The 26,885-nt window shown below is 33.7% G+C and carries 26 protein-coding genes and 5 tRNA genes; 28 read left to right on the forward strand and 3 right to left on the reverse strand.

Annotated features, from left to right (window positions below; genetic code table 11):
* Positions 1 to 60: 60 nt before the first annotated feature.
* On the forward strand, positions 61 to 594 hold the full coding sequence (locus AC0UBM_RS15535) for a DUF2059 domain-containing protein (protein ID WP_475689243.1): 534 nt from the start codon (positions 61 to 63) through the stop codon (positions 592 to 594).
* Here AC0UBM_RS15535 and AC0UBM_RS15540 read toward each other — a convergent pair.
* The gene (locus tag AC0UBM_RS15540) at positions 584 to 1,288 is read right to left on the reverse strand and encodes a class I SAM-dependent methyltransferase (protein WP_434036720.1); all 705 of its coding nucleotides are present in this window, start codon (positions 1,286 to 1,288) and stop codon (positions 584 to 586) included. The two genes, AC0UBM_RS15535 and AC0UBM_RS15540, sit on opposite strands and share 11 nt — an antisense overlap.
* A gap of 68 nt (positions 1,289 to 1,356) precedes the next feature.
* Here AC0UBM_RS15540 and AC0UBM_RS15545 point away from each other — a divergent pair, with 68 nt between their 5' ends.
* Both AC0UBM_RS15545 and AC0UBM_RS15550 read left to right on the forward strand, forming a co-directional pair.
* Entirely contained in the window at positions 1,357 to 1,848 is a 492-nt protein-coding gene (locus AC0UBM_RS15545) for a YkgJ family cysteine cluster protein (RefSeq protein ID WP_414035352.1), read from the forward strand.
* Positions 1,849 to 1,851: 3 nt separating this feature from the next.
* Positions 1,852 to 2,754: a hypothetical protein gene (locus tag AC0UBM_RS15550; RefSeq protein WP_475689244.1), complete on the forward strand. Its 903-nt coding sequence runs from the start codon at positions 1,852 to 1,854 to the stop codon at positions 2,752 to 2,754.
* Between the two features lie 72 nt (positions 2,755 to 2,826).
* Here AC0UBM_RS15550 and AC0UBM_RS15555 read toward each other — a convergent pair whose 3' ends face one another.
* Complete coding sequence (locus AC0UBM_RS15555; protein WP_475689245.1) at positions 2,827 to 4,050, reverse strand: exo-beta-N-acetylmuramidase NamZ family protein; 1,224 nt, start codon at positions 4,048 to 4,050, stop codon at positions 2,827 to 2,829.
* A gap of 9 nt (positions 4,051 to 4,059) precedes the next feature.
* Between AC0UBM_RS15555 and AC0UBM_RS15560 the strand changes: the two genes are divergently transcribed.
* The 3 genes from AC0UBM_RS15560 to AC0UBM_RS15570 all read left to right on the forward strand — a co-directional run bounded on the left by AC0UBM_RS15560 (position 4,060) and on the right by AC0UBM_RS15570 (position 8,997).
* On the forward strand, positions 4,060 to 5,295 hold the full coding sequence (locus tag AC0UBM_RS15560) for an ABC transporter permease (RefSeq protein ID WP_475689246.1): 1,236 nt from the start codon (positions 4,060 to 4,062) through the stop codon (positions 5,293 to 5,295).
* Positions 5,296 to 5,570: 275 nt separating this feature from the next.
* Positions 5,571 to 6,353, forward strand: coding sequence for a GLPGLI family protein (locus tag AC0UBM_RS15565; RefSeq protein WP_475689247.1), 783 nt, complete (start codon positions 5,571 to 5,573; stop codon positions 6,351 to 6,353).
* A gap of 13 nt (positions 6,354 to 6,366) precedes the next feature.
* The gene (locus AC0UBM_RS15570) at positions 6,367 to 8,997 is read left to right on the forward strand and encodes a hypothetical protein (RefSeq protein ID WP_475689248.1); all 2,631 of its coding nucleotides are present in this window, start codon (positions 6,367 to 6,369) and stop codon (positions 8,995 to 8,997) included.
* Positions 8,998 to 9,018: 21 nt separating this feature from the next.
* On the opposite strand, the gene AC0UBM_RS15575 is transcribed toward AC0UBM_RS15570, so the two are convergent.
* Positions 9,019 to 9,414 carry a DUF2721 domain-containing protein gene (locus tag AC0UBM_RS15575; protein ID WP_475689249.1) on the reverse strand — a complete coding sequence of 132 codons (396 nt, stop codon included), beginning with the start codon at positions 9,412 to 9,414 and terminating at the stop codon, positions 9,019 to 9,021.
* Between the two features lie 94 nt (positions 9,415 to 9,508).
* Between AC0UBM_RS15575 and AC0UBM_RS15580 the strand changes: the two genes are divergently transcribed.
* The 22 genes from AC0UBM_RS15580 (at position 9,509) to rpoB (ending at position 26,829) form a co-directional block, all read left to right on the forward strand.
* Positions 9,509 to 10,783, forward strand: a complete 1,275-nt coding sequence (locus AC0UBM_RS15580; protein ID WP_475689250.1) for a DUF2851 family protein — start codon at positions 9,509 to 9,511, stop codon at positions 10,781 to 10,783.
* Between the two features lie 12 nt (positions 10,784 to 10,795).
* Positions 10,796 to 11,023, forward strand: a complete 228-nt coding sequence (locus AC0UBM_RS15585; RefSeq protein WP_382384509.1) for a PspC domain-containing protein — start codon at positions 10,796 to 10,798, stop codon at positions 11,021 to 11,023.
* Positions 11,024 to 11,137: 114 nt separating this feature from the next.
* Positions 11,138 to 12,766, forward strand: coding sequence for an alanine/glycine:cation symporter family protein (locus tag AC0UBM_RS15590; RefSeq protein ID WP_414035360.1), 1,629 nt, complete (start codon positions 11,138 to 11,140; stop codon positions 12,764 to 12,766).
* 9 nt (positions 12,767 to 12,775) lie between these two features.
* The gene (locus AC0UBM_RS15595) at positions 12,776 to 13,654 is read left to right on the forward strand and encodes a ComEA family DNA-binding protein (RefSeq protein WP_475689251.1); all 879 of its coding nucleotides are present in this window, start codon (positions 12,776 to 12,778) and stop codon (positions 13,652 to 13,654) included.
* Positions 13,655 to 13,685: 31 nt separating this feature from the next.
* Positions 13,686 to 14,852 (forward strand): acyl-CoA dehydrogenase family protein, encoded by a 1,167-nt coding sequence (locus AC0UBM_RS15600; protein WP_414035362.1) that lies wholly within the window; start codon positions 13,686 to 13,688, stop codon positions 14,850 to 14,852.
* Between the two features lie 100 nt (positions 14,853 to 14,952).
* Entirely contained in the window at positions 14,953 to 16,374 is a 1,422-nt protein-coding gene (locus AC0UBM_RS15605) for a carboxypeptidase-like regulatory domain-containing protein (protein ID WP_475689252.1), read from the forward strand.
* 96 nt (positions 16,375 to 16,470) lie between these two features.
* Positions 16,471 to 16,665, forward strand: a complete 195-nt coding sequence (gene rpsU, locus AC0UBM_RS15610; protein ID WP_414035364.1) for a 30S ribosomal protein S21 — start codon at positions 16,471 to 16,473, stop codon at positions 16,663 to 16,665.
* A 110-nt stretch (positions 16,666 to 16,775) separates the two neighbouring features.
* Complete coding sequence (locus AC0UBM_RS15615; protein ID WP_475689253.1) at positions 16,776 to 17,666, forward strand: tyrosine-type recombinase/integrase; 891 nt, start codon at positions 16,776 to 16,778, stop codon at positions 17,664 to 17,666.
* Positions 17,667 to 17,707: 41 nt separating this feature from the next.
* Entirely contained in the window at positions 17,708 to 18,010 is a 303-nt protein-coding gene (gene hpf, locus AC0UBM_RS15620) for a ribosome hibernation-promoting factor, HPF/YfiA family (RefSeq protein WP_382384502.1), read from the forward strand.
* A 102-nt stretch (positions 18,011 to 18,112) separates the two neighbouring features.
* Positions 18,113 to 18,186, forward strand: a tRNA-Thr gene (locus tag AC0UBM_RS15625).
* A gap of 33 nt (positions 18,187 to 18,219) precedes the next feature.
* Positions 18,220 to 18,301, forward strand: a tRNA-Tyr gene (locus AC0UBM_RS15630).
* 65 nt (positions 18,302 to 18,366) lie between these two features.
* Positions 18,367 to 18,439: transfer RNA gene (locus tag AC0UBM_RS15635), tRNA-Gly, on the forward strand.
* A gap of 9 nt (positions 18,440 to 18,448) precedes the next feature.
* Positions 18,449 to 18,520 (forward strand) — tRNA-Thr (locus AC0UBM_RS15640).
* Between the two features lie 63 nt (positions 18,521 to 18,583).
* Positions 18,584 to 19,771: an elongation factor Tu gene (gene tuf / locus AC0UBM_RS15645; RefSeq protein WP_414035366.1), complete on the forward strand. Its 1,188-nt coding sequence runs from the start codon at positions 18,584 to 18,586 to the stop codon at positions 19,769 to 19,771.
* Between the two features lie 61 nt (positions 19,772 to 19,832).
* Positions 19,833 to 19,905 (forward strand) — tRNA-Trp (locus AC0UBM_RS15650).
* 21 nt (positions 19,906 to 19,926) lie between these two features.
* Positions 19,927 to 20,121 (forward strand): preprotein translocase subunit SecE, encoded by a 195-nt coding sequence (secE, locus tag AC0UBM_RS15655; protein ID WP_382384500.1) that lies wholly within the window; start codon positions 19,927 to 19,929, stop codon positions 20,119 to 20,121.
* A gap of 20 nt (positions 20,122 to 20,141) precedes the next feature.
* The gene (gene nusG / locus AC0UBM_RS15660; RefSeq protein WP_414035367.1) at positions 20,142 to 20,696 is read left to right on the forward strand and encodes a transcription termination/antitermination protein NusG; all 555 of its coding nucleotides are present in this window, start codon (positions 20,142 to 20,144) and stop codon (positions 20,694 to 20,696) included.
* Between the two features lie 73 nt (positions 20,697 to 20,769).
* Complete coding sequence (gene rplK / locus AC0UBM_RS15665; protein WP_414035368.1) at positions 20,770 to 21,207, forward strand: 50S ribosomal protein L11; 438 nt, start codon at positions 20,770 to 20,772, stop codon at positions 21,205 to 21,207.
* Positions 21,208 to 21,227: 20 nt separating this feature from the next.
* Complete coding sequence (gene rplA / locus AC0UBM_RS15670) at positions 21,228 to 21,917, forward strand: 50S ribosomal protein L1 (RefSeq protein ID WP_414035369.1); 690 nt, start codon at positions 21,228 to 21,230, stop codon at positions 21,915 to 21,917.
* A 19-nt stretch (positions 21,918 to 21,936) separates the two neighbouring features.
* Complete coding sequence (gene rplJ / locus AC0UBM_RS15675; protein ID WP_414035370.1) at positions 21,937 to 22,458, forward strand: 50S ribosomal protein L10; 522 nt, start codon at positions 21,937 to 21,939, stop codon at positions 22,456 to 22,458.
* A gap of 62 nt (positions 22,459 to 22,520) precedes the next feature.
* A complete protein-coding gene (gene rplL / locus AC0UBM_RS15680; protein ID WP_382384495.1) occupies positions 22,521 to 22,892 on the forward strand; it encodes a 50S ribosomal protein L7/L12 in 372 nt (123 codons plus the stop codon).
* Positions 22,893 to 23,016: 124 nt separating this feature from the next.
* Entirely contained in the window at positions 23,017 to 26,829 is a 3,813-nt protein-coding gene (gene rpoB, locus AC0UBM_RS15685; protein WP_475689373.1) for a DNA-directed RNA polymerase subunit beta, read from the forward strand.
* The last annotated feature ends 56 nt before the right edge of the window (positions 26,830 to 26,885 follow it).

The raw sequence follows: 26,885 nt of genomic DNA on the forward strand, positions 1-26,885 counted from the left end.
TATTGGTTTTTTTAGTATATTTAATTTGTTGAATATCAATTTTAACCATAATTCTTGTTTATGAAATCTATTCTTTTTCTGTGTGTAGGAGTTTTTTTTAGTCTCAACGTTTTATCTCAATCGGCAGACTATACAGATCAGGCCTTACAATGTCTTAAAAGTAACGGAACCTCTGCGTACTACGAAACCATATACGAAACCTGTTTTAAGCAAATACAAGATCAATATTATAAATTTGATGTTCCTGCCACAACTTGGGCATCATTAAAGGCCGAAAAACCAGAAGCAATGCAACGGGTTAATCAGGAATTGGTTACTGCCTATTCCGATTTTTTTACAATGGAAGACATTAAAAATATGAATAATTTGTACGGTTCTACAACGGGGCAAACCATGATTAAAAATCCGAATGGCTTAACCAAAAAAGATAAAAAAGTAATCGATAAGTTTTATAAAACATCTACAGGCAAAAAGATTGTCAGTTCCCAATCTGATATGAATGATAAAATGCAGGTGATTTCAGATTTTTGGTGTGGTGATATTTATAAAAAGGTAAACCAAAAATTAGAAGCTCAAGGGTATTCTATTCGCTAATAGTAAGTTTCGCTAAATAATCGAAATGATCGCCTTCTTGTATGTTCTCACAATGTAGTCCTACAGTAAGACAGGCTGTTTTTAAAGTTTCGAAATCTAAATATAACCAAGTTAAAGGCGTTTCTTTTTCTCCCTTATAACTTAAATAATAATCGAGTTCGCCGTAATAATTAGCATTAGTATCTATCCACAATCCGCCATCTTCATCTTCATACATATATTGTATGTCTGAAGAATCAATTAATATCTGACCATTGGTTTTTAATAACGATTTTAAGTGCGTTAAGTATTTAGTTACGTAACTTAATTTCTGAAATATTCCTGTACCATTCATTAATAACAAAATGGTATCAAACTGTTCGGTTTCATCTAGTATAGAAGCTGTGTATGCATGGTTTACACCACGAATTTTACTCACGGAAATGGCGCCTTCAGAAATATCTATAGACTTAACAAATAAACCTTTGTTTTGAAGGTATAAGCTATGTCCACCAGCTCCACAACCAACATCGAGTACAGAACCTTGCGCTAAGTTTAAAGCTTTTTGTTCTAATTTAGGCATGTCTTTATAGTCGCGAAATAGATAAGGCAGTGGCAAGGTGTCTTCGTCACTAATGTTTGTAGACGTTATAATATCTTCAGTGTAATTGTTATTTTGGTAATCTAAAAGTGCTTGTCCGAAAAGATCTTTCATAATAAATTGTATCTATTTTCTTAGTGGTCTAAAAAAGAAATTATTTAATTATATTGTATTTTTGCCTCATGCAAGACATTTTAAAAAATCTGCCTCAGGAGGCCAAAGATAAGCATAACGAGAATACTAACTTTTTTAAAAAATTAAAAAAGAAACCGCCTAAGCAATTAGACTATATTATGCAGGAATTGCATGATGAAGAATTTAAGCGTACAGATTGTTTAACGTGTGCAAATTGCTGTAAAACTACTGGTCCGTTGTTTACAGATAAAGATGTGGAACGTATTTCTAAGCATTTTAGAATGAAGCCCCAGCGCTTTATCGATCAGTTTTTAAGAATAGATGAAGAGAACGATTATGTGTTGCAAAGTGTGCCGTGTACATTTTTAGGGGCCGATAATTACTGTTCTATTTATGATGTTAGACCAAAAGCTTGTCGTGAATTTCCGCATACCGATAGAAAAAAGTTTCAGCAAATTTCTAATCTTACATTAAAAAATGTTGCAATTTGTCCTGCGGCTTTTAATATTGTAGAAGAGATGAAAAAACGAATCCAATAAATTATGAAAAGATTACTGTTCTATATATGCTTTTGTTTTTTTGCAAGTACAAGTTTCGCTCAGGAGTGGCTCACAAACTTAGAGGTTGCCGAGCGCTTGGGACTAGTACAAAATAAATTATTAGTTGTAGTCTGGGAAAACTCTTATTACGACGGTGCTTCGGCTTATGTAAATACTAGCGATGGAAAACGTATGTTTATAGAGCATATGTACGATCGTCCTGAAATAGACAGTTTGTTATGGGCGCACTTTGTTCCTGTAGTGTTAAGTGAAAACGAATATCCGCGACTTTACGATGAGATTAAAAAAACAAGATCGATGGATTATATCGATAAATTTCATGACGAAAGTTTAAAGATTATGGATGTTAATGGGAATATTATAAATACCTCCCAAGACATGCAACTTTTAAACCTTTCGGAATTTATCCTTAAATATAGTATGGATACATCTTTTCTAAAATCTAGGCTTATAAACTATAGAAGTGAAAAGGACTTTTATTCTGCATTTTATTTAGCATCGTCCTATATGGATTTTGCTTTTTTTGCGAATTATGAAGTGCGTCCAGAACTAGTCAATTTATCGACCATATATCTTGATGAAGCGTCCGAATTTTTAGACCAAGAAAAACTAGACAATAAACCCATGTTAAAACAACGCGTGGAATTGTTAGAAATTCAGAAAGAACTTCTTTTTCAAAATCCGAAAAAAGTACTTAGGAAATTAAAACGAATTAAGGATTCGGAAGTCGCTTCTCAAAATGCGAATTTGCGCGCCTTTTTATATTATTCGGCTTATAAATTGCTAGAGGATGAACAGAATGCCTCTGTTTGGGAATCTGAAGTTTCGCTTTTAGATTTAAGAAAAATTAATAATGTGCTCAGTCCAACAACAACCGAAGACTAATCTTATAAATAGTTAATCTCATTTTTTAAAGTTAGCTCTAAGCACCAACGTTTGCCAACTAAAGGGATACTATTAATTATAAAGCATATACTTTTTACTCATTTTCTTATACCCATCTAATCCTGTTTTCCAAGATTGTTTAATTTCGGTAACGGTAAGATTTCCTTCAATTTGTTTCTGAAGTTTTTTAGAGCCCGCCAACTTCGTGAAAAAGGAATTAAAAAATTCCGATTTGTTGCTGGTCGCATGATAGGCTTTAATTATATAAGCTAAGTTAATCTGATTAAGTTGTTTTTCATTTGTTAAATCTACACCATAACATACCTTGTCTTTATGTTTTGGATGTTTGGCCCCTTTATTAGATTTTGGTGTGTAGGTATACTCTTGGTTTTTTAGGAATGGTGACCCATACACTTGAAATTGAGTTTGTGTGCCACGACCAGCGTTTACATTAGTACCTTCAAAAAAGCATAAACTCGGATATAAATTTATAGATTGATCGTTTGGTAAATTAGGCGATGGTTTTATAGGTAAATGGTATAGTTTATCGTGTGTATAATGCTCCATTTCTATAACCGTTAATTCGCAGGTTACTCCATTTTCTAACCACTTTTGGCCATTTATCATTTGGGCATATTCGCCAATAGTCATACCATGCACAATAGGTACAGGATGCATACCCACAAAACTCTTATGTTCCATCTCTAAGATAGGACCATCAATATAACGTCCGTTTGGATTTGGGCGATCTAATATTAACATGGGGATATTGTTTTCGGCACACGCTTCCATAACGTAATGCAAAGTCGAGATGTAGGTATAAAAACGAGCACCAACATCTTGTATGTCGAAAATTAAGAGGTCAATATTTTTTAGCTGATCGGCTGTTGGTTTTTTATTCGCACCATAAAGTGATACTATAGGCAACTTTGTTTTGGTATCGATACCGTCTTTTACCACTTCACCTGCATCTGCTGTACCACGAAAACCATGTTCGGGAGAAAATACTTTGGTAATATTTACATCTAATTGTATAATCGAGTCTACAACATGAGTATACGTGCTGTCAGTTTTAAAAATAACAGACGTTTGGTTGGCTACAATTCCAATAGATTTTCCCTTTAATAAAGGAATGTACGCTTGGGTTCTGTTTGCTCCAACCACTATAGTGCTATCGCTTAGTGAAACGGAAAGTTCTTGTTTTGTGTTTTCGGCTGATGGTTTTGCAAGACAACCAAAAGAAATCATGATGAAAACAAATAATAAAACTGTATTTTTGAGGACATTTAAACGCATACCATTAATTTGAATTACGAATTTTTTTTAGCCAAACGCATTATAGGTAGTAGGGCGTATAAAAGTAGTGTTTCGGCACCAATAATAAAAATTGGAATCGCTGCAATTGCTGTGGGTATAATTGTCATGATGATTGCCATTGCAACTGGAATCGGATTACAGCAAAAGATTAGAGATAAGGTTATTGCGTTTAACGGACATATAACAATTTCCAATTTCGACAGTAACAATTCTCAGGAAAGTATTGTCCCCATTTCTACACAACAGGAATTTTATCCAGAATTTAAATCTATAGAAGGTATAAATCACATACAAGGTGTAGCTACTAAGTTTGGTGTTATTCGAACTGCAACAGATTTTGAAGGCATTATTGTAAAAGGTGTGGGTAAAGATTTTAAATGGGATTATTTTAAAGATTTCTTAATCGAAGGTCGTTTACCTGATTACACTCAAGATAGAAATGAAGATGTTTTAATGTCTCAGTTTATCGCTAATAAAATGGGCTTTAAATTGGGCGATGCTTTTAATACCTATTTTATAAAAGACGATACCAATAAGCCACCAAATATTATTACATATAATATTGTAGGTATTTATAATTCCGGTTTTCAGGAGTTCGATGCGTCATATATTATAGGTGATATTAGACACATTCAGCGATTAAATAAATGGGACGATACCCAAATAGGAAATTTTGAATTGTTTATAGATGATTTCGACCAAGTCAAAGAAATTGGTATGGAAGTCTATAAGACCACACCACCAACTTTAAACACCCAAACTATTGTTGAGAAATTCTATAATATTTTCGAGTGGATTAAGATTTTCGATAATAATATTTATGCCATTATCGGGATTATGATTTTAGTCGCGGGTATTAATATGATTACAGCTTTATTGGTTCTTATTCTAGAACGCACGCAAATGATAGGTGTTTTAAAAGCTTTAGGAAGTAATAACTGGAGTATTAGAAAACTATTTTTGTTTAATGCGTCTTATTTAATTGTGCTTGGTTTATTTTGGGGAAACCTGATAGGTTTAGGATTATTATTCGCTCAGAAATATTTAAAACTTTTTCCTTTAGATCCTAGTATTTATTATGTAACCGAAGCTCCGGTGTACATAAATATCAATTATATTATTGCACTTAATGTAGGGACATTTGTGTTGTGTTTAGTAATGCTTTTAGTGCCATCTTATATTATCACTAAAATTTCTCCTGTAAAAGCGATGCGTTTCGAGTAGGTTTCACTGTATCGTTATCTAGTTTGTTTTTTTGTTTTCAAATAGAATCATTTCAGACTTTCGACTAAAAAATCTTTAACTTCTTATATTTTTAATTGGCATGTAGAGGTTTTACGGTTTTTCCGTAATGCAAAATTGTAAATATCTTTAGTTTAAGAAAAACTTACATTTCTTTAACAAAATAGAATTAACTATTTAATTAGATTTGAGAAGTTGTAAGTGAATACTTCATTCTTAACAATTAAAATATTACTGTTTATTACAAGCCAATTATAATGAAATATCTGTTTTTAGTGCTAACCATCTTATGGTGTTCAAATAGTATATCCCAAAATGGACTAGTAATTTACGGGCACAAACAAAGTATGGGGATGGGGGCACCTATAGGGATAGATTATAATGCGACCTTACAATTTAATACAGAGCGTTCGCTTTATATATTCGCACAAGACGCTTTAGAAGGAGGATCAATAAATAAAACAGAAATTATACGTAAGAATGAAAAAAAAACTTTTGTAAAAAGAAAGTTTAGTCTACCAGAAGGATTTCAATATTATATAGATCGCAAGACCCAAACCCTAATGTCTAGAGATTTGGGTCTATTCTATGTTAAAGAACCGATTCCAGAAATGAAATGGGAAATTTCTGAAGACACTAAATCCATAGGTCAGTATACATGCACAAAAGCTACAGTTATGTTTAGAGGTCGGAAGTATACGGCATGGTTTACAACCGAAATACCTTTGCCTTACGGACCATGGAAATTACAAGGATTGCCAGGTTTAATTTTGGAGGCTTACGACACAGATAAAGAAGTCTACTTTTATTTTAAATCCATTAAATATCCATTAGAAACTACAACAGCCATACTAGCTCTAGACCCAACCACAGAACAAAAAGATTGGATATCATTTGTAGAGTACAAACAGGGATTAATTGAAGCTCATAACAGAGCAATTGAAAATGGTAGGATGTTTATGGAAGACTTCGATGCAGAAGAAAGTACAGGAAAAAAATCTATGGCAGGTTCTTATATAGAAGTGTTTGATGAAAATTAAAGCCAAATCCTAAATGGGTAAATATTTGGTATTATGTTTTCTTATAATTTGGTGTAGCCATATAACAGCACAAACCATAAAAGTTGAAGGTGTTTTACGGTCTGAAACAAATGTAGCAATCCCCAATGCAACAGTAATTATATATAAAAATGAAAAAATTGTTGCTTTTGGGTATTCTAATGAAATAGGAGCATACCAAATCCAATTTCAGTTTAAAAACTCAGAGTCGGATACTTTAAAACTAGTTGCAAACGGTTTAGGATTCGAGCAACAAGAAAAAACAATTGGATTAGGGAAGGATACCGAATTTACAGTCGATTTTATTTTAATAGAGAAATTAGAAGACCTTAACGAAGTGGTTTTAGAGGCTTGGGAGAAAATTTCCGTAAAAACAGATACCATTATTTATAAAGTTTCAGCGTTCCAAGATGGTTCGGAACAAGTTCTAGAAGATTTACTTAAAAACATTCCCGGAATTGAAATTGCATCAGATGGGAATATAAAAGTAAATGGTAAAAATATTGATAAATTACTTATTGAGGGTGATGATTTGTTTGATGATAAATATAAGTTACTTACTAAAAACTTAGATGCCAATGTTATTAATGAAGTGGAGGTTCTTAATAATTTTGAAGATAATCCGGTTCTGAAAAAGTTTCAAGATTCTGAAAAAGTCGCACTCAACCTAAAGTTAAAAGCGGAGAAGAAAAACGTATGGTTTGGAAATGTAGATGTGGGACTTGGTGTAGAAAATCATTTTAATAGTAGTGCAAATGTAGGATTACTTAAAAAGAAAGTTAAAGTTCTTAATTTAACTAATGGTAATACTATTGGTACTACAGCAACCTCTCAAGTTAAATCTAGCGAAACTATTAATATATCTAGTGCCAACAAAGACAAAAAAATAGAAAAGCGTAATAATGAAATTGTTAACGTAGATAATGTGTCCGATACGAACTTCTCTAATAATGAAGATGTATTTAATACCTCGTTTTTAAATTCACTTAGTTTTGTCACCAGTTTATCGGATCATACAAAATTAAGGAGTCATACATATTTTACTTTTGATGAAATAGAGAAACAAAATTTAAATCTTACCGAATATTTCATTTCACCAGAATCTATTACATTTTCAGAACAAAATAATATTAAGATTAAAGATATATCTTTTGCGACAGAATTAGAATTGAAGCATTTCTCTAAAAATGAAACTTATTATACGTACGATTTCGCTTTTGAAAATAACCCAACACAAACTAGAAATCATGTATTGTTTAATACAGAACAGATTTCTCAAGTTCAGGATGATGAAAAGTATAATCTGTTCAATCATTTAAATGTCACTAAAAAATTATCTGACCAAATATTATGGTTAACCTATGCGTATTTAGGCATCAATAAAACAAATCAATCCTTAAGTGTTTTTCCAAATGTTTTGAGTGATGTTTTTAATAATGATGATAATACTCAAATCAATCAAAAAAGCGAAACACCTTTAACGTACTATGGTTTAATTTCTGAATTAACTGCAAAGGATAATATGTCTGAATATGGCGTTGAGTTTTCTGCAACTGTAGATAAAGACGATGTTGAAAGCGCATTTAGGTTTGATAATGCGCCTATAATAGATAGTTTAAGTAATAATACAAGCTATAGAAATACAAAATTTGAAGCCACTTTAAAATATAATTACACCATTTCTAGGCTGTTAAAGTTGAGTAGCTCATTACGGTTTTCTCAAAATTATTTAGAGCTGAATACTGCTAAACAACAATTCTTTTTTGTGAACCCTAGAATTAGGTTACACACTAAAAAAACAAAAATCGGGAATTTTGGAGTGAGTTATAATTATAAAAGTGATTTGCCAAATTCCAGATATTTAACCGAAGATTATATATTAAAAAACTACAGAACATTTACTAAAGGTACAGCTGAAATTCAGCAAATAAACAACCATAGTTTTGGGTTTTATTATACGTTTAATAATTATAAAAAACAGTTTTTAATTAATTCAATGGTTATGCATAGTTTTTCTGATAGGGGATATGGTTTAAACAGTCAGGTTACAGAACAAAGTAATTTTAGTACCTATACAGTTATAGATGGTGGACGATTTACAAATTATAATTTAAGCATAACAAAATATCTTTTGCCGCTTTCTAGTACTTTAAAAATAAGTACAAATCACAATTGGACAAATAATCCAATTATTATTAATACTATACCAAGCCCAACTATTAATTATTCTGCGAACTATAGGTTACAAGGGACAACCTATTTTAAATTACCAATCAATTTTAAATTCGGATTCCAATATAATTATGCTAAAGGTGAATTCGATTCACAAATAACAACAAATCATTATTACGAAAGCAATGTAGATGCTACTTTAAGATTTTCAGATGTATGGTTATGTAAATTCGAGAATACCTATTATTCAATTAACCATAACACCTATTGGTTCTCTAATTTCAATGTGAATTATACGCCAAAAAATAGTCGGTGGTCATATCGTTTGTCTGCTAATAATCTATTAAATCTTAAGGCGTTTCAGAATGTTTATGTTTTAGAATTTCAAAGAAATGAAACGCGTATTAACACCTTACCTTTGTATGTACTTCTAAATGTAAAGTATCGGTTTTAATAGAATTGGTGTTTTATGGAATTAACTATTCTCAATATCACTAATATGGTGTTCTAGTGCTTTTACAGAAATTTGTATTTCCATTATTAGTAATCCTAAGGACACAATTAATAGAATTAAAGCAATTCCAAATACCCAAATGGCTATAAATTGTTGCTTAATGTAAATTAAAAACATGGTCAATACACACAGTAGTAAACTAGAAATTCCAGCAATTTGCATGGCGCGTGTTAGGTAAAGTCGTTTTTTTATATTCTTAATTTGTTTAATATAACGGTCGTCCGGATTTTGTAAATATTTGGCATGTAAATCTCTTACAACGGCAGCGTAAGCCAAAAATCTGTTGGTATAGGCCAACATAATTAATGAAATTGCAGAGAATAATAGAGCAGGCGTATTTAAGGAGAGTTCGTTCATTGTCTAAATTTTACGTAAATTTAAGAAGTTAGTTCGTCTTTATCAGATTCTTGAAGAGAATTTGGAGGTTTAAATTGAAATTTTACATCTGTATATGCAAGAAGATTTTCTACATTATTTATGGAAGTATAAGAAATTCGATGACAGCGCTTTGCAAACTGTTAAGGGAGAAGCTATTCAATTAATTCAAGTAGGACGTCATAATTTTAATTCTGGACCAGATTTTTTTAATGCACAACTTAATATAGATCATCAGCTATGGGCTGGAAATGTAGAAATACATATTAAGGCTTCAGACTGGTATGTACACCATCACGAAATAGATCCCGCTTACGATAATGTGATTCTTCATGTGGTTTGGGAACACGATGTTGATATTTTTAGAAAGGATAATTCTGAGATTCCTACATTAGAATTAAAAGATATTGTTTCTAAATCGGCACTAAAGGGATACCGTCAATTATTTTCTAAAACACAACGTTGGATTAATTGCGAAGATGATTTTTCTTTAGTCGATGATTTTATACTTCAGAATTGGTTGGAGCGTTTGTTTTTTGAACGTTTAGAACGAAAATCTAATGACATAGAATTACTACTGCAAGCGTCTAAACAAGACTGGGAAGCTGTACTTTTTAAATTATTAGCAAAGAATTTTGGTTTAAAGGTAAATGGCGATGCGTTTTTTAGCTTGGCGTCTTCAATAGATTTTTCAATTATTCGAAAAATTCAAACAAAGGAGGAGTACCTCGAATCTGTATTGTTTGGACAAAGCGGTTTGTTGGAACCGGATGAAGAAGACGAATATTATATAGCGATGCAGAAAGACTATCGGTTTTTAAAGCAAAAATTTGGTTTAAGTCAGCATCATGTTGCACCATTACAATTTTTTAGGTTACGACCTCCAAATTTCCCCACCATTAGATTGTCGCAATTAGCTCAGGTATATGTTAAAAATCAAAATTTATTTTCTAAAATTATTGAAGCAAGAACGGCTCAAGACTATTACGATTTATTTACAGTAACCACATCAAAATACTGGGAAACACACTACACATTTAAAAAATCGACCAAAAAGTTACACAAGACAACACCCCGTAATTTTATCGATCTCTTAATTATTAACACAATTATTCCGGTTAAATTTAGCTATTCTAAAATTTCAGGTAAAAATTATAATGAAGATTTAATGCAGTTGATAAACGAGTTAAATCCAGAACAAAATTCTATTGTTAAAAAGTTCGAAAGTTTAAGACCTATCTCAAAATCTGCTCTACAAACTCAGGGGCTAATTCAGTTAAAAAATGAATACTGTAATTATAAAAAATGCTTGCAATGTGCTGTAGGGAATACCATTTTAAACCGATTTTAGTTATATTGCAGCATGAAATTTTTTTATAAGATTTTACTTTACTTTCAAAAACGTGGTTTTTATGTTTGCCAACGAATCGCAGACCGGATTGGTTTACGGGCAAAAGTTGTAAGAACATCATTTATTTATCTCACGTTTGTAACCGTTGGATTTGGTTTTGCATTATATTTATTTCTTGCTTTTTGGATGCGTATTAAGGATATGCTCTATACCAAGCGAACATCGGTATTTGATTTGTAATTTAACACTAATATCATTTTAACAAGTTTCTCTTTAAATAATAGAATTTTTTTAGCAACTTGTGGGACTTTAATGGGTTCCCCACCCCAATATTAACTAACATTTAAAACAATTATGAAGAAGTATCTTCTTTCCATTTTTACAATTATCTTACCTATTTTAACATTTGCACAGCAAACAACATCAGAAAAAATTGATGTAATTTTTAAAGATTATACAGGCTGGTTTGTTGATGCCATTTTTTATGAAATTCCATTTACAGACACATTTCAATTACCTTGGGTATTAATAGTGTTGGTAGGAGGTGCAATTTATTTTACCGTATACTTTAAGTTTATAAATTTCACTGGGTTTAAGACGGCTTTAGATGTGGTTCAAGATAAATACCACGACATTGAAAAGCACGGTGCAGATACACTTTATGGTGATTCTACTCCGAATGAAGGTGAAAATATAATTGAAACGTTAAGAGACGATAGTGCAGAAGGAGAGGTGTCTCACTTTCAGGCATTAACAGCAGCCTTATCTGCAACCGTAGGATTAGGAAATATTGCAGGTGTAGCTGTGGCATTGTCTATTGGTGGACCAGGTGCTACATTTTGGATGATTGTTGCTGGTTTATTAGGTATGGCGTCTAAATTTGCAGAATGTACATTAGGTGTTAAATATCGTGATGTTGGTGAAGATGGAACCGTGTATGGTGGTCCGATGTATTATCTAAAAAAGGGTCTTGGAGATAAAGGAAAAGGATACGGCGTTTTAGGAAAAGTACTTGCAGTGCTTTTTGCCATATTTGTTATTGGAGGTTCGTTTGGTGGAGGAAACATGTTCCAAGCTAACCAAGCGGCAGCTCAATTTGTAAAATTAGCTGGGATCGAAAATTCTAACGGAGGTCTTTACTTCGGCTTAGTAATGGCAGCGTTAGTTGCTGTTGTAATTATAGGAGGTATAAAAAGAATTGCTTCTGTTACGGAAAAAGTGGTTCCATTTATGGCTGGTATTTATGTGTTAGCCTCATTAATTATTTTAGGAGCGAATTACCAATACATTGGAGACGCTTTTATGCTTATTTACGAAGGTGCATTTTCTGGTTTAGGAATTGCCGGTGGTTTAGTAGGAGTTATGATTCAGGGTATTCGTCGTGGAGCATTCTCTAACGAAGCTGGTGTTGGGTCTGCAGCAATTGCACACTCGGCAGTACGTACAAAATATCCTGCAAGTGAAGGAATTGTAGCTTTATTAGAGCCGTTTGTAGATACAGTTGTAATTTGTACGATGACTGCTTTGGTTATCATTATTACAAATTTCGATGGTCAGTTTATGGAGTACGGAACTGAAATTACTGAAGGTGTAGAATTAACAGCAACGGCTTTCGATAGTGTGATTCCACATTTCTCTATTGTATTAACTATCGCTGTAATCTTATTCGCCTTTTCAACTATGATCTCTTGGTCGTATTACGGAATGCAAGGTTGGGTTTATCTTTTCGGAAAAAGTAAACTTGCAGATTTAACATATAAAGTATTATTCTTATTTTTCGTAGTTGTAGGAGCTTCAATTAGTTTAGGTGCGGTAATTAATTTCTCAGACGCCATGATTTTCGCTATGGTAGTACCTAACATTATTGGAGTGCTATTACTTACACCTGTTGTTAAAGTCGAATTAAATAAATATCTGAAAGCAATTGCTAAAAAAGAAGATGCCATAGAAGATGGTGCTACCGATTTTTCGGATCATATGTAATATACTATAATGAACATATTCAAATCCCATATCACGTTTAGTAAACAACAGCGATATGGGATTTTTTTATTGTTATTAATCATAGTTGTACTTCAGGGTGTATACTTTTTCTGGGATAAAACAGAACCTATTCCAGAAATTCCTGAACAAGATTTAATCACTATTCAAAACGAAATAGATGCTCTTAAAGCTATAGAGATTGAAAAGTCTAAGCCCAAATTGTACCCGTTTAATCCAAATTATATTACCGATTTTAAGGGCTATACACTTGGAATGACCAATGAAGAAATTGATAAGCTTCATAAGTATAGGAGTCAGGATAAATGGATTAATTCTGTTGCAGACTTTCAGAACGTTACGGGAGTATCAGATTCGCTATTAGGAGTGATCTCTCCATATTTTAAATTCCCTGATTGGGTAAACGAAAACACATCTAAGTCTAAAGTCTATAAACCTAAACACAATCGAGCATTAACTTTTAGTGAAAAGGCAGATTTAAATACTGCCACTGCATTACAGTTACAAGCAGTGTATGGTATAGGCGAAAAACTATCTCAGCGAATAATAGCACTTCGAAATTCTTTTGAAGGTGGTTTTATTTCCGACCTTCAACTTCAAGATGTGTACGGACTATCTCCAGAGGTAATTGAAAATTTAAAGCAGAAGTTTGCAGTTAAAACACCAAGAGTGGTCGAAAAGGTAAATTTGAATACAGCATCTACAAACGATTTGGTTCAAATACAACATATTGATTATCCGTTAGCTAAAGAAATTTTAGAGTACAGGACACTGCATGAAAGCTTTAAGGATTTAGATGAATTGTTGAAAGTAAAGGGTTTCCCGCTTCAGAAATTAGATATAATTAAACTATATTTGGCAATCAATTAATCCTGTAATCTGGGATTAAAACATATATTATATGAATACAATGTACTTCACGGAAGAACATGAGTTGTTTAGAAAAAGCTTGCAAGATTTCTTAAAAAAAGAAGTCGTTCCTCATATTGATAAATGGGAAGAAACGGGAACTATAGAGCGCTTCATTTGGAAGAAATTTGGAGATATGGGATTCTTCGGAATTAATTACCCAGAGGCTTATGGTGGTTTAGATTTAGACCTTTTTTATACGGTTATATTTTTAGAAGAGTTACAAAAAATAAATTCTTGTGGGTTTGCTGCTGCAATGTGGGCTCATGCGTATTTAGCTATGACGCATCTTAACAAAGAAGGAGACGAGGCTATAAAACAAAAGTATTTAGTACCAAGTATATCTGGAGACAAGATTGGCTGTCTGTGTATTAGTGAACCGTCTGCAGGAAGTGATGTGGCTGCAATGCGCACTACAGCAATTAAGAATGGAGATACTTATGTTTTAAACGGATCGAAAACCTTTATTACTAATGGGGTTTATAGCGATTATTTAGTGGTGTCTGCAAAGACCAGCCAAGAAGAGTCACATAAAGCGATTAGTATATTTGTAGTCGATAGAAATACGCCAGGTATTTCTGCAACCAAATTAAATAAATTAGGATGGAGAGCATCAGATACAGCTGAAATTGCTTTCGATAATGTGGTAATTCCAGCCTCTCAATTAATGGGAGAAGAAGGCAAAGGATTTCCTTATATTATGCAACATTTTGCTTTAGAGCGTTTAATTATGGGCGTAAATGCGCATGCTCGAGCAGAATATGCTTTGGAATACGCGCAACAATATATGAGTGAACGTACGGCATTTGGAAAAACGATAGATAAATTCCAAGCTTTACGCCATACGTTTGCCGATTTATACTCGGATATGATCCTTTGTAAAACCTTTAATTATGCTGTAACGTATAGATTAAATAAAGGTGAGTATGTGGTGAAAGAAGCAACTATTTCTAAATTGAAATCGACTAAAATGGCTGATGAGGTGATTTATCAATGTCTTCAGTTTTTAGGCGGATATGGTTATATGGAAGATTATCCATTAGCCCGATTATTACGTGATAGCCGTTTAGGACCTATAGGCGGAGGAACTTCAGAAATTCTGAAGGAAATTATTGCGAAGATGGTTTTAGATAAAAAAGATTATAAGCCGGTGACATAATTAGCTTATGGTATAAAATAAGGTGTATTCTATTTGTATTTCAGAATGTACTTTAAACAATAAAATAACATAATAATGGTTAAATTATAAAGTATTGAATATGAATTTCATCAACAAAACATATAGTTTAACCATTTTAGTTTGTCTGTTTTTTTTCTCCACCTATGCACAGACAGAACTTAAAAATAAGATTGTAGATTTCTCTACAATGATTCCTATAGAAAGTGCGAGTATTTACATTAAAAATACAACCACAGGTACAATAAGTAATGCCGATGGAAAATTTGTGCTATTGGTGCCTAGTTCCATGGAGAACGATACGCTTGTTATTTCATCTATTGGTTATAAAAGTTTTAAAGTACTTGTAAAAGATTTCGATAATTCTGAAGAGGTTTTTTTAGAAGAAGATATTGCCTCTTTAGACGAAGTATTACTAGTTGCAGATACACGACCAAAAACAGGGAACGATATCGTACTTAAAATGATAAGTCGTTTACCAGACAACCTTCCTGACTTCCCGTATTTAGAGAAAGGATTTTTAAGGCATAAAGAGCGTAATAAAAAGGAGTTTAAATGGTTAATAGAAAGTGCCATTACGCTATACGATTCTAGTGCGCAATCTTCAGCTTCAGAAAATTTAAAAATTAATGTAGACGAGATGCGTAAGAGTTACGATTTGCGCGATGTAGATAGTTTACTTGCTTACACGGCCTATTTAAAGCAACACGGTAAGACAAATTTTCAAGCTAAGAATTTAAGACGAGATACTATTGCAACGGCTTCGTTGGTAAAAGCGATTAAGTGGAATGATATACGTACAAACGGACTCCAAAACTTTTTTGGTGGAAAATTAAATCTGCTTAGAAATACAAGAGGAGACCGCGCCTTGTTTGGAGAAAAGGTCCTCGATTATCATCAATTTGAATTGGATACTGTTTTAGTCGATAATGAGCGCAAGATATATAAGATTAAGATATCTAAAGGAGAAAGCAATATCAACCTAGAAACTAAAGGCATTTTTAATGCAGGCTATATTGCCGAAGGTTGGCTTTATGTGTATTGGGATACCTATGCGGTAAAGAAAATAGAATATACTTTAATTGCCGATTCTGAAGCTCAGAAAACCAGAAGTAGAATATTGTTCGATACTCAGGTTAATCATAAATTAGTGATTAATTATATAGAATACGACGGTAAGATGTATACCAATTACGTGTCTTACGAAACTCCTAAATTAGTAAATGTAGGATCTAAAACACCAAAATCGGACGACAAGTATGCAGAACAACGCGCCAAAGATGAACGGTATTATAAAACCATGCAAGAAATTTTGTTTACAGAAATTATATTAGACCCAGAAGAAATTCAATCTGCTTTAGATCGGGAGTGGAATTCTAATATATTCTCGATTAAGCCGTATAATAAGCGTTTTTGGGATAATTACAATACACTACTAGAGAGCGAAGAAGACGAAAAATTAATACTCGACTTAACTAAAAGATCATCTCTTTTTAAGGACTAAAACGTGCTTTTAAAATATTTTTTATTTTTAATTGGATAATTTAATTTAATTTCTAAATTTGCACCCCGAATGCTAAAAGAGAGGAGGTTAAGGACTATGTTAAGAATACCAATTAAAGAAGGAGAAAATATAGATAGAGCGCTAAAGCGTTACAAGCGTAAGTTTGATAAGACTGGTACTAGACGTCAATTACAAGCACGTAAACAGTTTTTAAAACCTTCTGTCGAAAATAGAAGACAAATTCAAAAAGCACAGTATGTTCAAGGTTTAAGAGATCTAGAACAAATTTAAGCTTAAGAGTTATACATTAAAATCCTGCAAATGCAGGATTTTTTTTGCGCTATATTTAACAACTTCCTGTGTTAAACTTCCTATATTAGCAGTAACCCAGATGCTATCTTATGATATTTTCTTCCTTTTTAGATTACTTGCTACTAGAGAAAAACTATTCCCCTTTAACGGTTAATGCGTATAAAAAGGACCTAAACGATTGTCTTAATTTTATAAACACCGAATATGAGCAAGACACGCTTGTGCATGTAAATTATTCTCAATTACGAAGATGGATTGTTGTTATGGTAGAAAGCGGGATGTCTAATCGAAGTATAAACCGGAAAATTTCAGCCTTAAACTCTTATTATAAGTTTTTAATGAAGGTTGGCGATCTCGATTCAAATCCTTTAGCAAAGCACAAAGCATTAAAGGTTAAAAAGAAAATACAGATACCGTTTTCTGAAAAAGAGATGAAAACTGTGCTGGACAATTTTCCTCACGAACACGATTTTGAAGGTTTAAGGAATCGATTAATCATAGAATTATTTTATTCTACAGGGATCCGCCGTATTGAGCTGGTACAATTGCAATTAACCGATTTTAACCTGTCTAATAAAACCTTAAAAGTTTTAGGCAAACGAAATAAGGAACGTTTGGTGCCTTTGTTACCTTCTGTAATAGAGGTGGTTACACTGTATTTAAAGGAGCGACAATCTCTAAGTCATATAACAGATACTACCTATATGTTTTTAACCCAAAAAGGCGTTAAAATTTACGAAACACTTGTTTACAGAATAATAAATAACTATTTTAGTTTAGCATCTTCAAAAGTAAAAAAGAGCCCACATATTTTAAGGCATTCTTTTGCAACACATTTACTCAATCAAGGTGCAGATTTGAATGCTGTAAAAGAACTCCTCGGGCACTCCAGTTTGGCTTCGACTCAGGTTTACACGCATAATAGTATAGCAGAATTAAAAAAAGTGTATTTAAATACGCATCCCAGGAATAAGAAATAGTACGAAACTACCTATTGTTTAATTATTAATATAGATTAAGTATGAAAGTAAACATTCAATCCGTTAATTTCAATGCAGACCAAACATTGATAGACTTTGTTCAGAAACGTATGGATAAGTTAGATCAATTTTATGATAAAGTAATAAGTTCCGATGTTTACTTAAAAGTGGAGAACACTAGCGAAAAGGAAAATAAGATATTCGAAGCGCGGGTAAATGTACCCGGTGATAGCATTGTTGTTAAAAAGCAATGTAAATCGTTCGAAGAGGGGGCAGATAGTGCCACAGCGTCCATAGAAAGACAGCTAAAAAAGCGTAAAGAAAAATTAAAATCATATTTATGATAAAATTAATTGTAAAAATGTTTTGAATAAAAGAATAAATATATACATTTGCAGTCCGTTAGAAATAGCGGACTTTTTTTGTGAAAAGAAAAAGTTTAAAAAGCCGATGTAGCTCAGCTGGCTAGAGCAGCTGATTTGTAATCAGCAGGTCGTGGGTTCGAGTCCCTCCATCGGCTCAAGTTCTTTTAAAGAGTGAATAATTTATAATTGGGGAGATACTCAAGCGGCCAACGAGGGCAGACTGTAAATCTGCTGACTACGTCTTCGCAGGTTCGAATCCTGCTCTCCCCACATTATTTTTATAATGGAAACATTGTAAAGGTGGTGGTAATTATAAATACAGGAATTAAAATAATGCGAGAGTAGCTCAGTTGGTAGAGCGTCAGCCTTCCAAGCTGAATGTCGCCGGTTCGAACCCGGTCTCTCGCTCAATTTTAAGCCGGTGTAGCTCAGGGGTAGAGCGTTTCCTTGGTAAGGAAGAGGTCACGGGTTCAATTCCCGTCATTGGCTCTATAAAAGCATAAAGTAGAATACACTAATATTATTATATAACTAAGATTAAATTTTTAAAACATGGCAAAGGCAACTTTTGATCGTTCCAAACCACACTTAAATATAGGTACAATTGGACACGTAGATCACGGTAAAACAACATTAACTGCTGCTATTACTACTGTACTAGCTGCTGCAGGACTTTCAGAAGTAAAGAACTTCGATCAGATTGACAACGCTCCAGAAGAAAAAGAAAGAGGTATTACTATTAATACATCTCACGTAGAGTATCAAACAGCTAACCGTCACTACGCTCACGTTGACTGTCCAGGTCACGCGGATTACGTAAAAAACATGGTAACTGGTGCTGCTCAAATGGATGGTGCAATTTTAGTAGTTGCTGCAACTGACGGACCAATGCCTCAAACTAGAGAGCACATCTTATTAGGTAAACAAGTAGGTATTCCATCTATCGTTGTTTTCATGAATAAGGTAGATTTAGTTGATGATGAAGAATTATTAGAATTAGTTGAAATGGAAGTTAGAGATTTACTATCTTTCTATGACTATGATGGTGATAACGGACCTGTAATTGCTGGATCTGCTTTAGGTGGATTAAACGGTGATGCTAAATGGTCTGAGAAGATTTTAGAATTAATGGAAGCTTGTGATACTTGGATTAAAGAGCCTTTAAGAGAAGTAGATAAAGATTTCTTAATGCCTATCGAAGACGTATTTTCTATTACAGGTCGTGGTACAGTAGCAACTGGACGTATCGAAACTGGAGTAGCAAAAACTGGAGATCCTGTTGAAATTATTGGTATGGGTGCTGAAAAGTTAACTTCTACTATTACAGGTATCGAAATGTTCCGTCAAATCTTAGATAGAGGTGAAGCTGGAGATAACGCAGGTATCTTATTAAGAGGTATTGCTAAAGAAGATATTAAAAGAGGAATGGTTATTACTAAGCCAGGATCTGTAACTCCACACGCTAAATTCAAAGCAGAAGTTTATGTTTTGAAAAAAGAAGAAGGTGGACGTCACACTCCATTCCACAACAACTACCGTCCACAGTTCTACGTACGTACAACTGACGTAACAGGTACTATTAACTTACCTGAAGGAGTTGAAATGGTAATGCCAGGAGATAACTTAACAATTACTGTAGACTTACACCAACCAATCGCAATGAATGTTGGTTTACGTTTCGCTATCCGTGAAGGAGGTAGAACTGTAGGTGCAGGACAAGTAACTGAAATTTTAGACTAAGTTTAAGTTTAATGTAATAAAAGGTTGAGGTGTTTCTTATTTGAAATACCTTGACTTTTATACGGGCGTAGCTCAGTTGGTAGAGCACTGGTCTCCAAAACCAGGTGTCGTGAGTTCGAGTCTCTCCGCCCGTGCTAATAAAGTTTTGAAAAATAATGGCTGGATTTGTAAATTACGTAAAAGAATCATTCGGAGAGTTAAAGCATAATGTAACTTGGCCTACAATGGCAGAAGCACAAAGCTTAACTATTTTGGTAGCTGTATTCTCTACATTGTTCTCTTTAGCAGTATGGGGAGTTGATACAGTATTCAGCAAAGTCATATCATATTACTTTCATTTAATCAACTAGAAAAAATAAAATAACTTTTTATGTCTGAAGGAAGTGCGAAAAAATGGTATGTTGTTAGAGCTGTAAGTGGTCAAGAAAATAAGATTAAAGCCTATATCGAGAATGAAATTGCTCGTTTAGGAATGCAAGATTATGTAGATCAAGTACTGGTTCCTACAGAAAAAGTAATTCAAATCCGTAATGGAAAGAAAATAAACAAAGAAAAAGTTTATTTTCCAGGTTACATTATGGTTCAAGCCAATTTAACAGGAGAAGTACCTCACATTATAAGATCGGTTACTAACGTAATAGGTTTTTTAGGTGAAACAAAAGGAGGAGATCCAGTGCCGTTAAGACAGTCTGAAGTAAACAGAATGTTAGGTAAAGTAGATGAATTAACAGTAGATACTGAAACTACAGTTGCTATCCCTTACAATATTGGAGATACTGTAAAAGTTATCGATGGACCATTCAATGGATTTGATGGTACTATTGAAAAGATAAATGAAGAAAAGCGTAAGCTAGAAGTAATGGTTAAGATTTTTGGAAGAAAGACACCATTAGAGTTAAGCTATATGCAAGTTGATAAAGTATAATAATTGTTACAAAGATACCGGTGTGTTATACAGCTTCCAATTGTAGAAGCGCATCAAAATTAAATTATTAAAAATGGCAAAAGAATTAGGTAAAGTAGTTAAGTTACAAGTTCGGGGAGGTGCAGCGAATCCGTCGCCACCGGTTGGACCCGCTTTAGGAGCTGCAGGTGTTAACATCATGGAGTTCTGTAAGCAATTCAATGCTAGAACGCAAGACAAAGCTGGTAAAGTATTACCAGTTGTGATCTCTGTTTACAAAGACAAATCATTCGATTTCGTCATCAAAACACCACCAGCGGCAGTTCAGTTATTAGAAGCAACCAAGTTGAAGAAGGGTTCAGGTGAACCAAACCGAAAAAAAGTAGCTAAAGTTTCATGGGATCAGATTAGAACGATTGCTGAAGATAAAATGCAAGATTTAAATGCATTTGAAATCGCATCAGCTATGAAAATGATCGCAGGTACCGCAAGGTCTATGGGAATTACCGTAACCGGAAACGCGCCAAATTAATCTAGAAAAAGAAACTTAAAATGGCAAGATTAGCAAAAAAGCAAAAAGAAGCTGTAGCAAAAATCGAAAAGGGTAAATTTTACTCTGTAAGTGAAGCTTCAGCATTAGTAAAAGATATAACAAATGCAAAATTTGATGCGTCTGTAGATATCGCTGTTCGTTTAGGAGTAGATCCTAGAAAAGCAAACCAAATGGTTAGAGGTGTAGTATCTCTTCCACATGGTACAGGTAAAGACGTAAAAGTTTTAGCATTAGTAACTCCAGACAAAGAAGCGGAAGCTAAAGAAGCTGGTGCAGATTACGTAGGTTTAGACGAATTTCTTGATAAAATTAAGAGTGGTTGGACAGACGTAGATGTAATTATTACTATGCCAAGTGTAATGGGTAAATTAGGACCATTAGGACGTATTTTAGGACCTAGAGGATTAATGCCTAACCCAAAGACTGGTACAGTAACTATGGATGTTGCAAAAGCAGTAACAGAAGTTAAAGCTGGTAAAATTGACTTTAAAGTTGATAAAACTGGTATCGTTCATGCCGCTGTAGGTAAAGTATCTTTTAGCCCTGAGCAAATCGCAGGAAACGTAAACGAATTATTATCAACATTAATGAAATTAAAGCCAACTGCGGCTAAAGGAACTTATGTAAAGAGTATCTTTATGTCTAGTACTATGAGTCCTAGTATTGCTGTTGACTCTAAAATTGGTTAATTAGTTAAAAACTTTTATTATGACAAGAGAAGAAAAATCACAAGTAATCGAAGAATTAACTGGACAATTAGCCGATAATGCAAATATCTACATAGCAGATATTTCTGGATTAAACGCAGCTAAAACTTCAGACTTACGTCGCGCTTGTTTTAAAGCTAATATTAAATTAGCAATAGTAAAAAATACATTACTTGAAAAAGCAATGGAAGCTTCAGATAGAGAATTTGGAGATTTACCATCTGTTTTAAAAGGTAACACGTCTGTAATGTATTCAGAAACTGGAAACGCTCCAGCTAAAGTAATAAAAGATTTCAGAAAAAAATCTGATAAGCCTTTATTAAAAGGTGCTTTTATTGAAGAAGCTGTTTATATTGGAGACGACCAATTAGATGCCTTAGTAGATATCAAGTCTCGTGAAGAGTTACTTGGAGATATCATTGGATTATTACAATCTCCAGCTAAGAATGTTGTTTCTGCACTTAAATCAAGTGGAGGAAAACTTGCAGGTATCTTAAAAACATTATCCGAAAAAGAAGGATAGTATTAAATAGTACGCATTATTACACACACATATTATATTAAAATTTATTAAAACGATAGAAAATGGCAGATTTAAAAGATTTCGCAGAACAATTAGTTAACTTAACAGTAAAAGAAGTTAATGAATTAGCAACTATATTAAAAGATGAGTACGGTATTGAGCCTGCTGCTGCTGCTGCTGTAGCTGTTGCTGGACCTGCTGCAGGTGAAGCTGCTGAAGAGCAAACTGAATTTGATGTTATCTTAAAAGCCGCTGGTGGTTCTAAATTAGCAGTTGTAAAATTAGTTAAAGAATTAACTGGATTAGGTTTAAAAGAAGCTAAAGGTTTAGTTGATGATGCACCAAGTGCAATCAAAGAAGCTGTATCTAAAGACGAAGCAGAAGCTTTAAAAGCGTCATTAGAAGAAGCTGGAGCTGAGGTTGAGCTTAAGTAAGCTTACTTATCAAACAACATAAAGGTTTAGGTCTGGAGTAGTACTCTAAGACCTAAACCATTTTTGCGTATATATCATTTAGATACGCCACCAATATTATTTTTAATCAAAATTTCGTCCATTGATGTTAGAAACACAAGCTGAAAGATTAAATTTCTCGTCTATTATTAATAGAACAGATTATCCAGATTTCTTGGATATTCAGATTAAATCCTTTCAGGATTTTTTCCAACTAGAGACCAAATCTGAAGAAAGAGGTAATGAAGGTTTATATAACACCTTCATGGAGAATTTCCCAATAACAGACACTCGTAATCAATTTGTTTTAGAATTTTTAGATTACTTTGTTGATCCACCTAGATATTCTTTAGAAGAATGTATAGAAAGAGGATTAACTTACAGTGTTCCACTTAAAGCCAGGTTAAAACTTTATTGTACAGACCCTGAACATGAGGATTTCGAGACTATTGTTCAAGATGTGTATTTAGGTACTATACCTTATATGACTCCAAGTGGTACTTTCTGTATTAACGGTGCAGAGCGTGTTGTGGTTTCTCAATTACACCGTTCTCCAGGGGTATTCTTTGGTCAATCATTCCACGCGAATGGAACTAAGTTATATTCAGCTAGAGTTATTCCTTTTAAAGGTTCTTGGATTGAATTCGCTACAGACATTAACAGTGTAATGTATGCGTATATCGATCGTAAGAAAAAGTTACCTGTAACGACATTATTTAGGGCTATTGGTTTTGAACGTGATAAAGATATTCTTGAAATCTTCGATCTTGCGGAAGAGGTTAAAGTATCTAAATCTGGTTTAAAAAAATACCAAGGTCGTAAGTTAGCAGCTCGTGTACTTAATACGTGGCACGAAGATTTCGTGGATGAAGATACTGGTGAAGTAGTTTCTATTGAACGTAATGAAATTGTATTAGATCGTGATACAGTTTTAGATAAAGATAATATTGAAGAAATTCTTGAAGCGAATGTAAAGACTGTCCTTTTACATAAAGAAAGCGCTCAACAAGGAGATTACGCAATTATCCATAACACGCTTCAAAAAGATCCAACAAACTCTGAAAAAGAAGCTGTTGAACATATTTACCGTCAATTACGTAATGCTGAGCCGCCAGATGAGGAGACAGCAAGAGGTATTATTGACAAATTATTCTTTTCGGACCAACGTTACTCTTTAGGAGAAGTTGGACGTTATAGAATGAACAAAAAATTACAGTTGGATATCGGTATGGATAAGCAAGTGCTTACCAAAGAAGATATCATAACTATTATAAAATATTTAATCGAGCTTATCAATTCTAAAGCAGAGATTGATGATATTGACCACTTATCTAACCGTCGTGTACGTACAGTAGGTGAACAGTTATCTTCGCAATTTGGTGTTGGTTTAGCACGTATGGCACGTACGATTCGTGAGCGTATGAATGTACGTGATAACGAAGTATTTACACCTATAGATTTAATTAATGCAAAGACCTTATCTTCTGTTATTAATTCTTTCTTTGGTACGAACCAGCTATCTCAATTTATGGATCAAACGAATCCTCTTGCAGAGATTACGCACAAGCGTCGTCTTTCAGCATTAGGACCAGGTGGTTTATCTAGAGAAAGAGCAGGATTCGAGGTACGTGACGTTCACTATACACATTACGGTCGTCTTTGTCCGATTGAAACGCCTGAAGGTCCAAACATTGGATTAATTTCTTCACTTTCTGTTTATGCAAAAGTGAATTCAATGGGATTCATCGAGACACCTTATAGACCTGTAACAGATGGTGTAGTAGATATCGTAAATCCTCCAGTATATTTAAGTGCTGAAGAGGAAGAAGAAAAATTAATTGCACAGGCAACTGTAAAAATTGATGAAAATGCTAAAATTATTCATGATAAGGTAATTGCCCGAATGGAAGGTGATTTCCCTGTTATTGAACCAACAGCACTTCATTATACAGATGTTGCACCAAACCAAATTTCGTCTATCTCGGCTTCGTTAATTCCGTTCTTAGAACATGATGATGCCAACCGTGCATTGATGGGATCTAACATGATGCGTCAGGCTGTACCTTTATTAAGAGTAGATTCTCCAATTGTAGGAACAGGTTTAGAACGTCAGGTTGCTAAAGATTCTCGTGTATTAATAAACGCAGAGCGTGAAGGTACTGTAGAGTATGTAGATGCTAACGAAATTACTATTCGTTACGATCGTACTGAAGATGAAGCAGCGGTAAGCTTTGATGCTGAAACTAAAACATATCCTTTAGTTAAGTTTAGAAAAACCAACCAAGGGACATCTATCAACTTAAAGCCGATTGTAAGCAAAGGTGATAGAGTAGAACAAGGTCAGGTGTTATGTCAAGGTTATGCAACCGAAAAAGGGGAATTAGCTTTAGGTAGAAACATGAAAGTAGCCTTTATGCCTTGGAAAGGGTATAACTTTGAGGATGCAATTGTGATTTCTGAAAAAGTGGTTCGTGAAGATATCTTTACATCGATTCATATCGATGAGTATTCTTTAGATGTTCGTGATACAAAATTAGGTAACGAAGAGTTAACTAACGATATCCCTAACGTTTCTGAAGAGGCAACTAAAGATCTTGATGAAAACGGAATGATCCGTATTGGAGCAGAAGTGAAGCCTGGAGATATTCTTATTGGTAAGATTACTCCAAAAGGTGAATCTGATCCAACTCCTGAAGAGAAATTATTACGTGCTATTTTTGGTGATAAAGCAGGTGATGTTAAAGATGCATCATTAAAAGCTTCCCCATCATTAAATGGTGTAGTAATTGGTAAAAAATTATTTGCTCGTGCGGTTAAAGATAAGCGTAAGAGAGCTAAAGATAAAGAAGATATTTCGCAATTAGAAGCGGTTTATTACACAAAGTTCGAAGAACTTAAAACGGTATTAATCGATAAATTATTTGCTTTAGTAGGTGGTAAAACAGCTCAAGGTATCTTTAACGATTTAGGTGAAGAAGTTTTACCAAAAGGTAAAAAATACACACTTAAAATGTTAAACTCTGTTGAAGATTATACGCACTTAACATCTGGTGTGTGGACAACAGACGACCATATTAATAAATTAGTTGCAGATTTAATTCACAACTACAAGATTAAAGAAAACGACTTACAAGGGTCTTTAAGACGTGAGAAGTTTACTATTTCTGTAGGGGACGAGTTACCAGCAGGTATTATTAAATTGGCTAAAGTTTACATCGCTAAAAAACGTAAACTAAAAGTAGGGGATAAAATGGCAGGGCGTCACGGTAACAAAGGTATTGTTGCTCGTATCGTTCGTCAGGAAGATATGCCTTTCTTAGAAGACGGAACACCTGTAGATATCGTATTGAATCCACTTGGGGTACCATCTCGTATGAACATCGGACAAATTTATGAAACTGTTCTTGGTTGGGCAGGTCAGAAATTAGGTCAGAAGTATGCAACACCAATTTTTGATGGAGCAACTATTGAACAAATTACTGAATTAACAAATAAAGCCGGAGTTCCTGAGTTTGGACATACATATTTATATGATGGTGGAACGGGTCAACGTTTTGATCAAAAAGCAACCGTTGGAGTTATTTATATGATTAAGTTAGGTCATATGATTGACGATAAGATGCACGCACGTTCTATCGGACCATACTCTTTAATTACACAACAACCATTAGGTGGTAAAGCACAATTTGGAGGTCAGCGTTTTGGAGAGATGGAAGTATGGGCATTAGAAGCATACGGTGCTTCAGCTATTCTAAGAGAAATATTGACAGTTAAATCTGATGATGTAATTGGTAGAGCTAAAACTTACGAGGCAATCGTAAAAGGAGAGCAAATGCCAGAACCTGGATTACCAGAATCATTCAACGTACTTATGCACGAATTGAAAGGTTTAGGACTAGACATTAGATTAGAGGAATAATATATTGTCCATCAGGTTTATTTTAAACCTGATGGACTAAGTTTACAAATAATTCG

This window comes from Formosa sp. F44, from assembly GCF_056238645.1.

What these genes read in the sequence shown, in the direction of transcription:
- AC0UBM_RS15565 (WP_475689247.1), top strand. Translation starts at nt 5,571, where the DNA reads ATGAAATATCTGTTTTTAGTGCTAACCATCTTATGGTGTTCAAATAGT.
- rplL (WP_382384495.1), top strand. Translation starts at nt 22,521, where the DNA reads ATGGCAGATTTAAAAGATTTCGCAGAACAATTAGTTAACTTAACAGTA.
- rpsU (WP_414035364.1), top strand. Translation starts at nt 16,471, where the DNA reads ATGTTAAGAATACCAATTAAAGAAGGAGAAAATATAGATAGAGCGCTA.
- tuf (WP_414035366.1), top strand. Translation starts at nt 18,584, where the DNA reads ATGGCAAAGGCAACTTTTGATCGTTCCAAACCACACTTAAATATAGGT.
- hpf (WP_382384502.1), top strand. Translation starts at nt 17,708, where the DNA reads ATGAAAGTAAACATTCAATCCGTTAATTTCAATGCAGACCAAACATTG.
- AC0UBM_RS15570 (WP_475689248.1), top strand. Translation starts at nt 6,367, where the DNA reads ATGGGTAAATATTTGGTATTATGTTTTCTTATAATTTGGTGTAGCCAT.
- AC0UBM_RS15575 (WP_475689249.1), bottom strand. Translation starts at nt 9,414, where the DNA reads ATGAACGAACTCTCCTTAAATACGCCTGCTCTATTATTCTCTGCAATT.
- AC0UBM_RS15550 (WP_475689244.1), top strand. Translation starts at nt 1,852, where the DNA reads ATGAAAAGATTACTGTTCTATATATGCTTTTGTTTTTTTGCAAGTACA.
- rpoB (WP_475689373.1), top strand. Translation starts at nt 23,017, where the DNA reads ATGTTAGAAACACAAGCTGAAAGATTAAATTTCTCGTCTATTATTAAT.
- AC0UBM_RS15535 (WP_475689243.1), top strand. Translation starts at nt 61, where the DNA reads ATGAAATCTATTCTTTTTCTGTGTGTAGGAGTTTTTTTTAGTCTCAAC.
- AC0UBM_RS15545 (WP_414035352.1), top strand. Translation starts at nt 1,357, where the DNA reads ATGCAAGACATTTTAAAAAATCTGCCTCAGGAGGCCAAAGATAAGCAT.
- AC0UBM_RS15595 (WP_475689251.1), top strand. Translation starts at nt 12,776, where the DNA reads ATGAACATATTCAAATCCCATATCACGTTTAGTAAACAACAGCGATAT.
- AC0UBM_RS15580 (WP_475689250.1), top strand. Translation starts at nt 9,509, where the DNA reads ATGCAAGAAGATTTTCTACATTATTTATGGAAGTATAAGAAATTCGAT.
- AC0UBM_RS15605 (WP_475689252.1), top strand. Translation starts at nt 14,953, where the DNA reads ATGAATTTCATCAACAAAACATATAGTTTAACCATTTTAGTTTGTCTG.
- AC0UBM_RS15540 (WP_434036720.1), bottom strand. Translation starts at nt 1,288, where the DNA reads ATGAAAGATCTTTTCGGACAAGCACTTTTAGATTACCAAAATAACAAT.
- AC0UBM_RS15555 (WP_475689245.1), bottom strand. Translation starts at nt 4,050, where the DNA reads ATGCGTTTAAATGTCCTCAAAAATACAGTTTTATTATTTGTTTTCATC.
- AC0UBM_RS15585 (WP_382384509.1), top strand. Translation starts at nt 10,796, where the DNA reads ATGAAATTTTTTTATAAGATTTTACTTTACTTTCAAAAACGTGGTTTT.
- rplJ (WP_414035370.1), top strand. Translation starts at nt 21,937, where the DNA reads ATGACAAGAGAAGAAAAATCACAAGTAATCGAAGAATTAACTGGACAA.
- AC0UBM_RS15615 (WP_475689253.1), top strand. Translation starts at nt 16,776, where the DNA reads ATGATATTTTCTTCCTTTTTAGATTACTTGCTACTAGAGAAAAACTAT.
- AC0UBM_RS15590 (WP_414035360.1), top strand. Translation starts at nt 11,138, where the DNA reads ATGAAGAAGTATCTTCTTTCCATTTTTACAATTATCTTACCTATTTTA.
- nusG (WP_414035367.1), top strand. Translation starts at nt 20,142, where the DNA reads ATGTCTGAAGGAAGTGCGAAAAAATGGTATGTTGTTAGAGCTGTAAGT.
- rplK (WP_414035368.1), top strand. Translation starts at nt 20,770, where the DNA reads ATGGCAAAAGAATTAGGTAAAGTAGTTAAGTTACAAGTTCGGGGAGGT.
- rplA (WP_414035369.1), top strand. Translation starts at nt 21,228, where the DNA reads ATGGCAAGATTAGCAAAAAAGCAAAAAGAAGCTGTAGCAAAAATCGAA.
- AC0UBM_RS15600 (WP_414035362.1), top strand. Translation starts at nt 13,686, where the DNA reads ATGAATACAATGTACTTCACGGAAGAACATGAGTTGTTTAGAAAAAGC.
- secE (WP_382384500.1), top strand. Translation starts at nt 19,927, where the DNA reads ATGGCTGGATTTGTAAATTACGTAAAAGAATCATTCGGAGAGTTAAAG.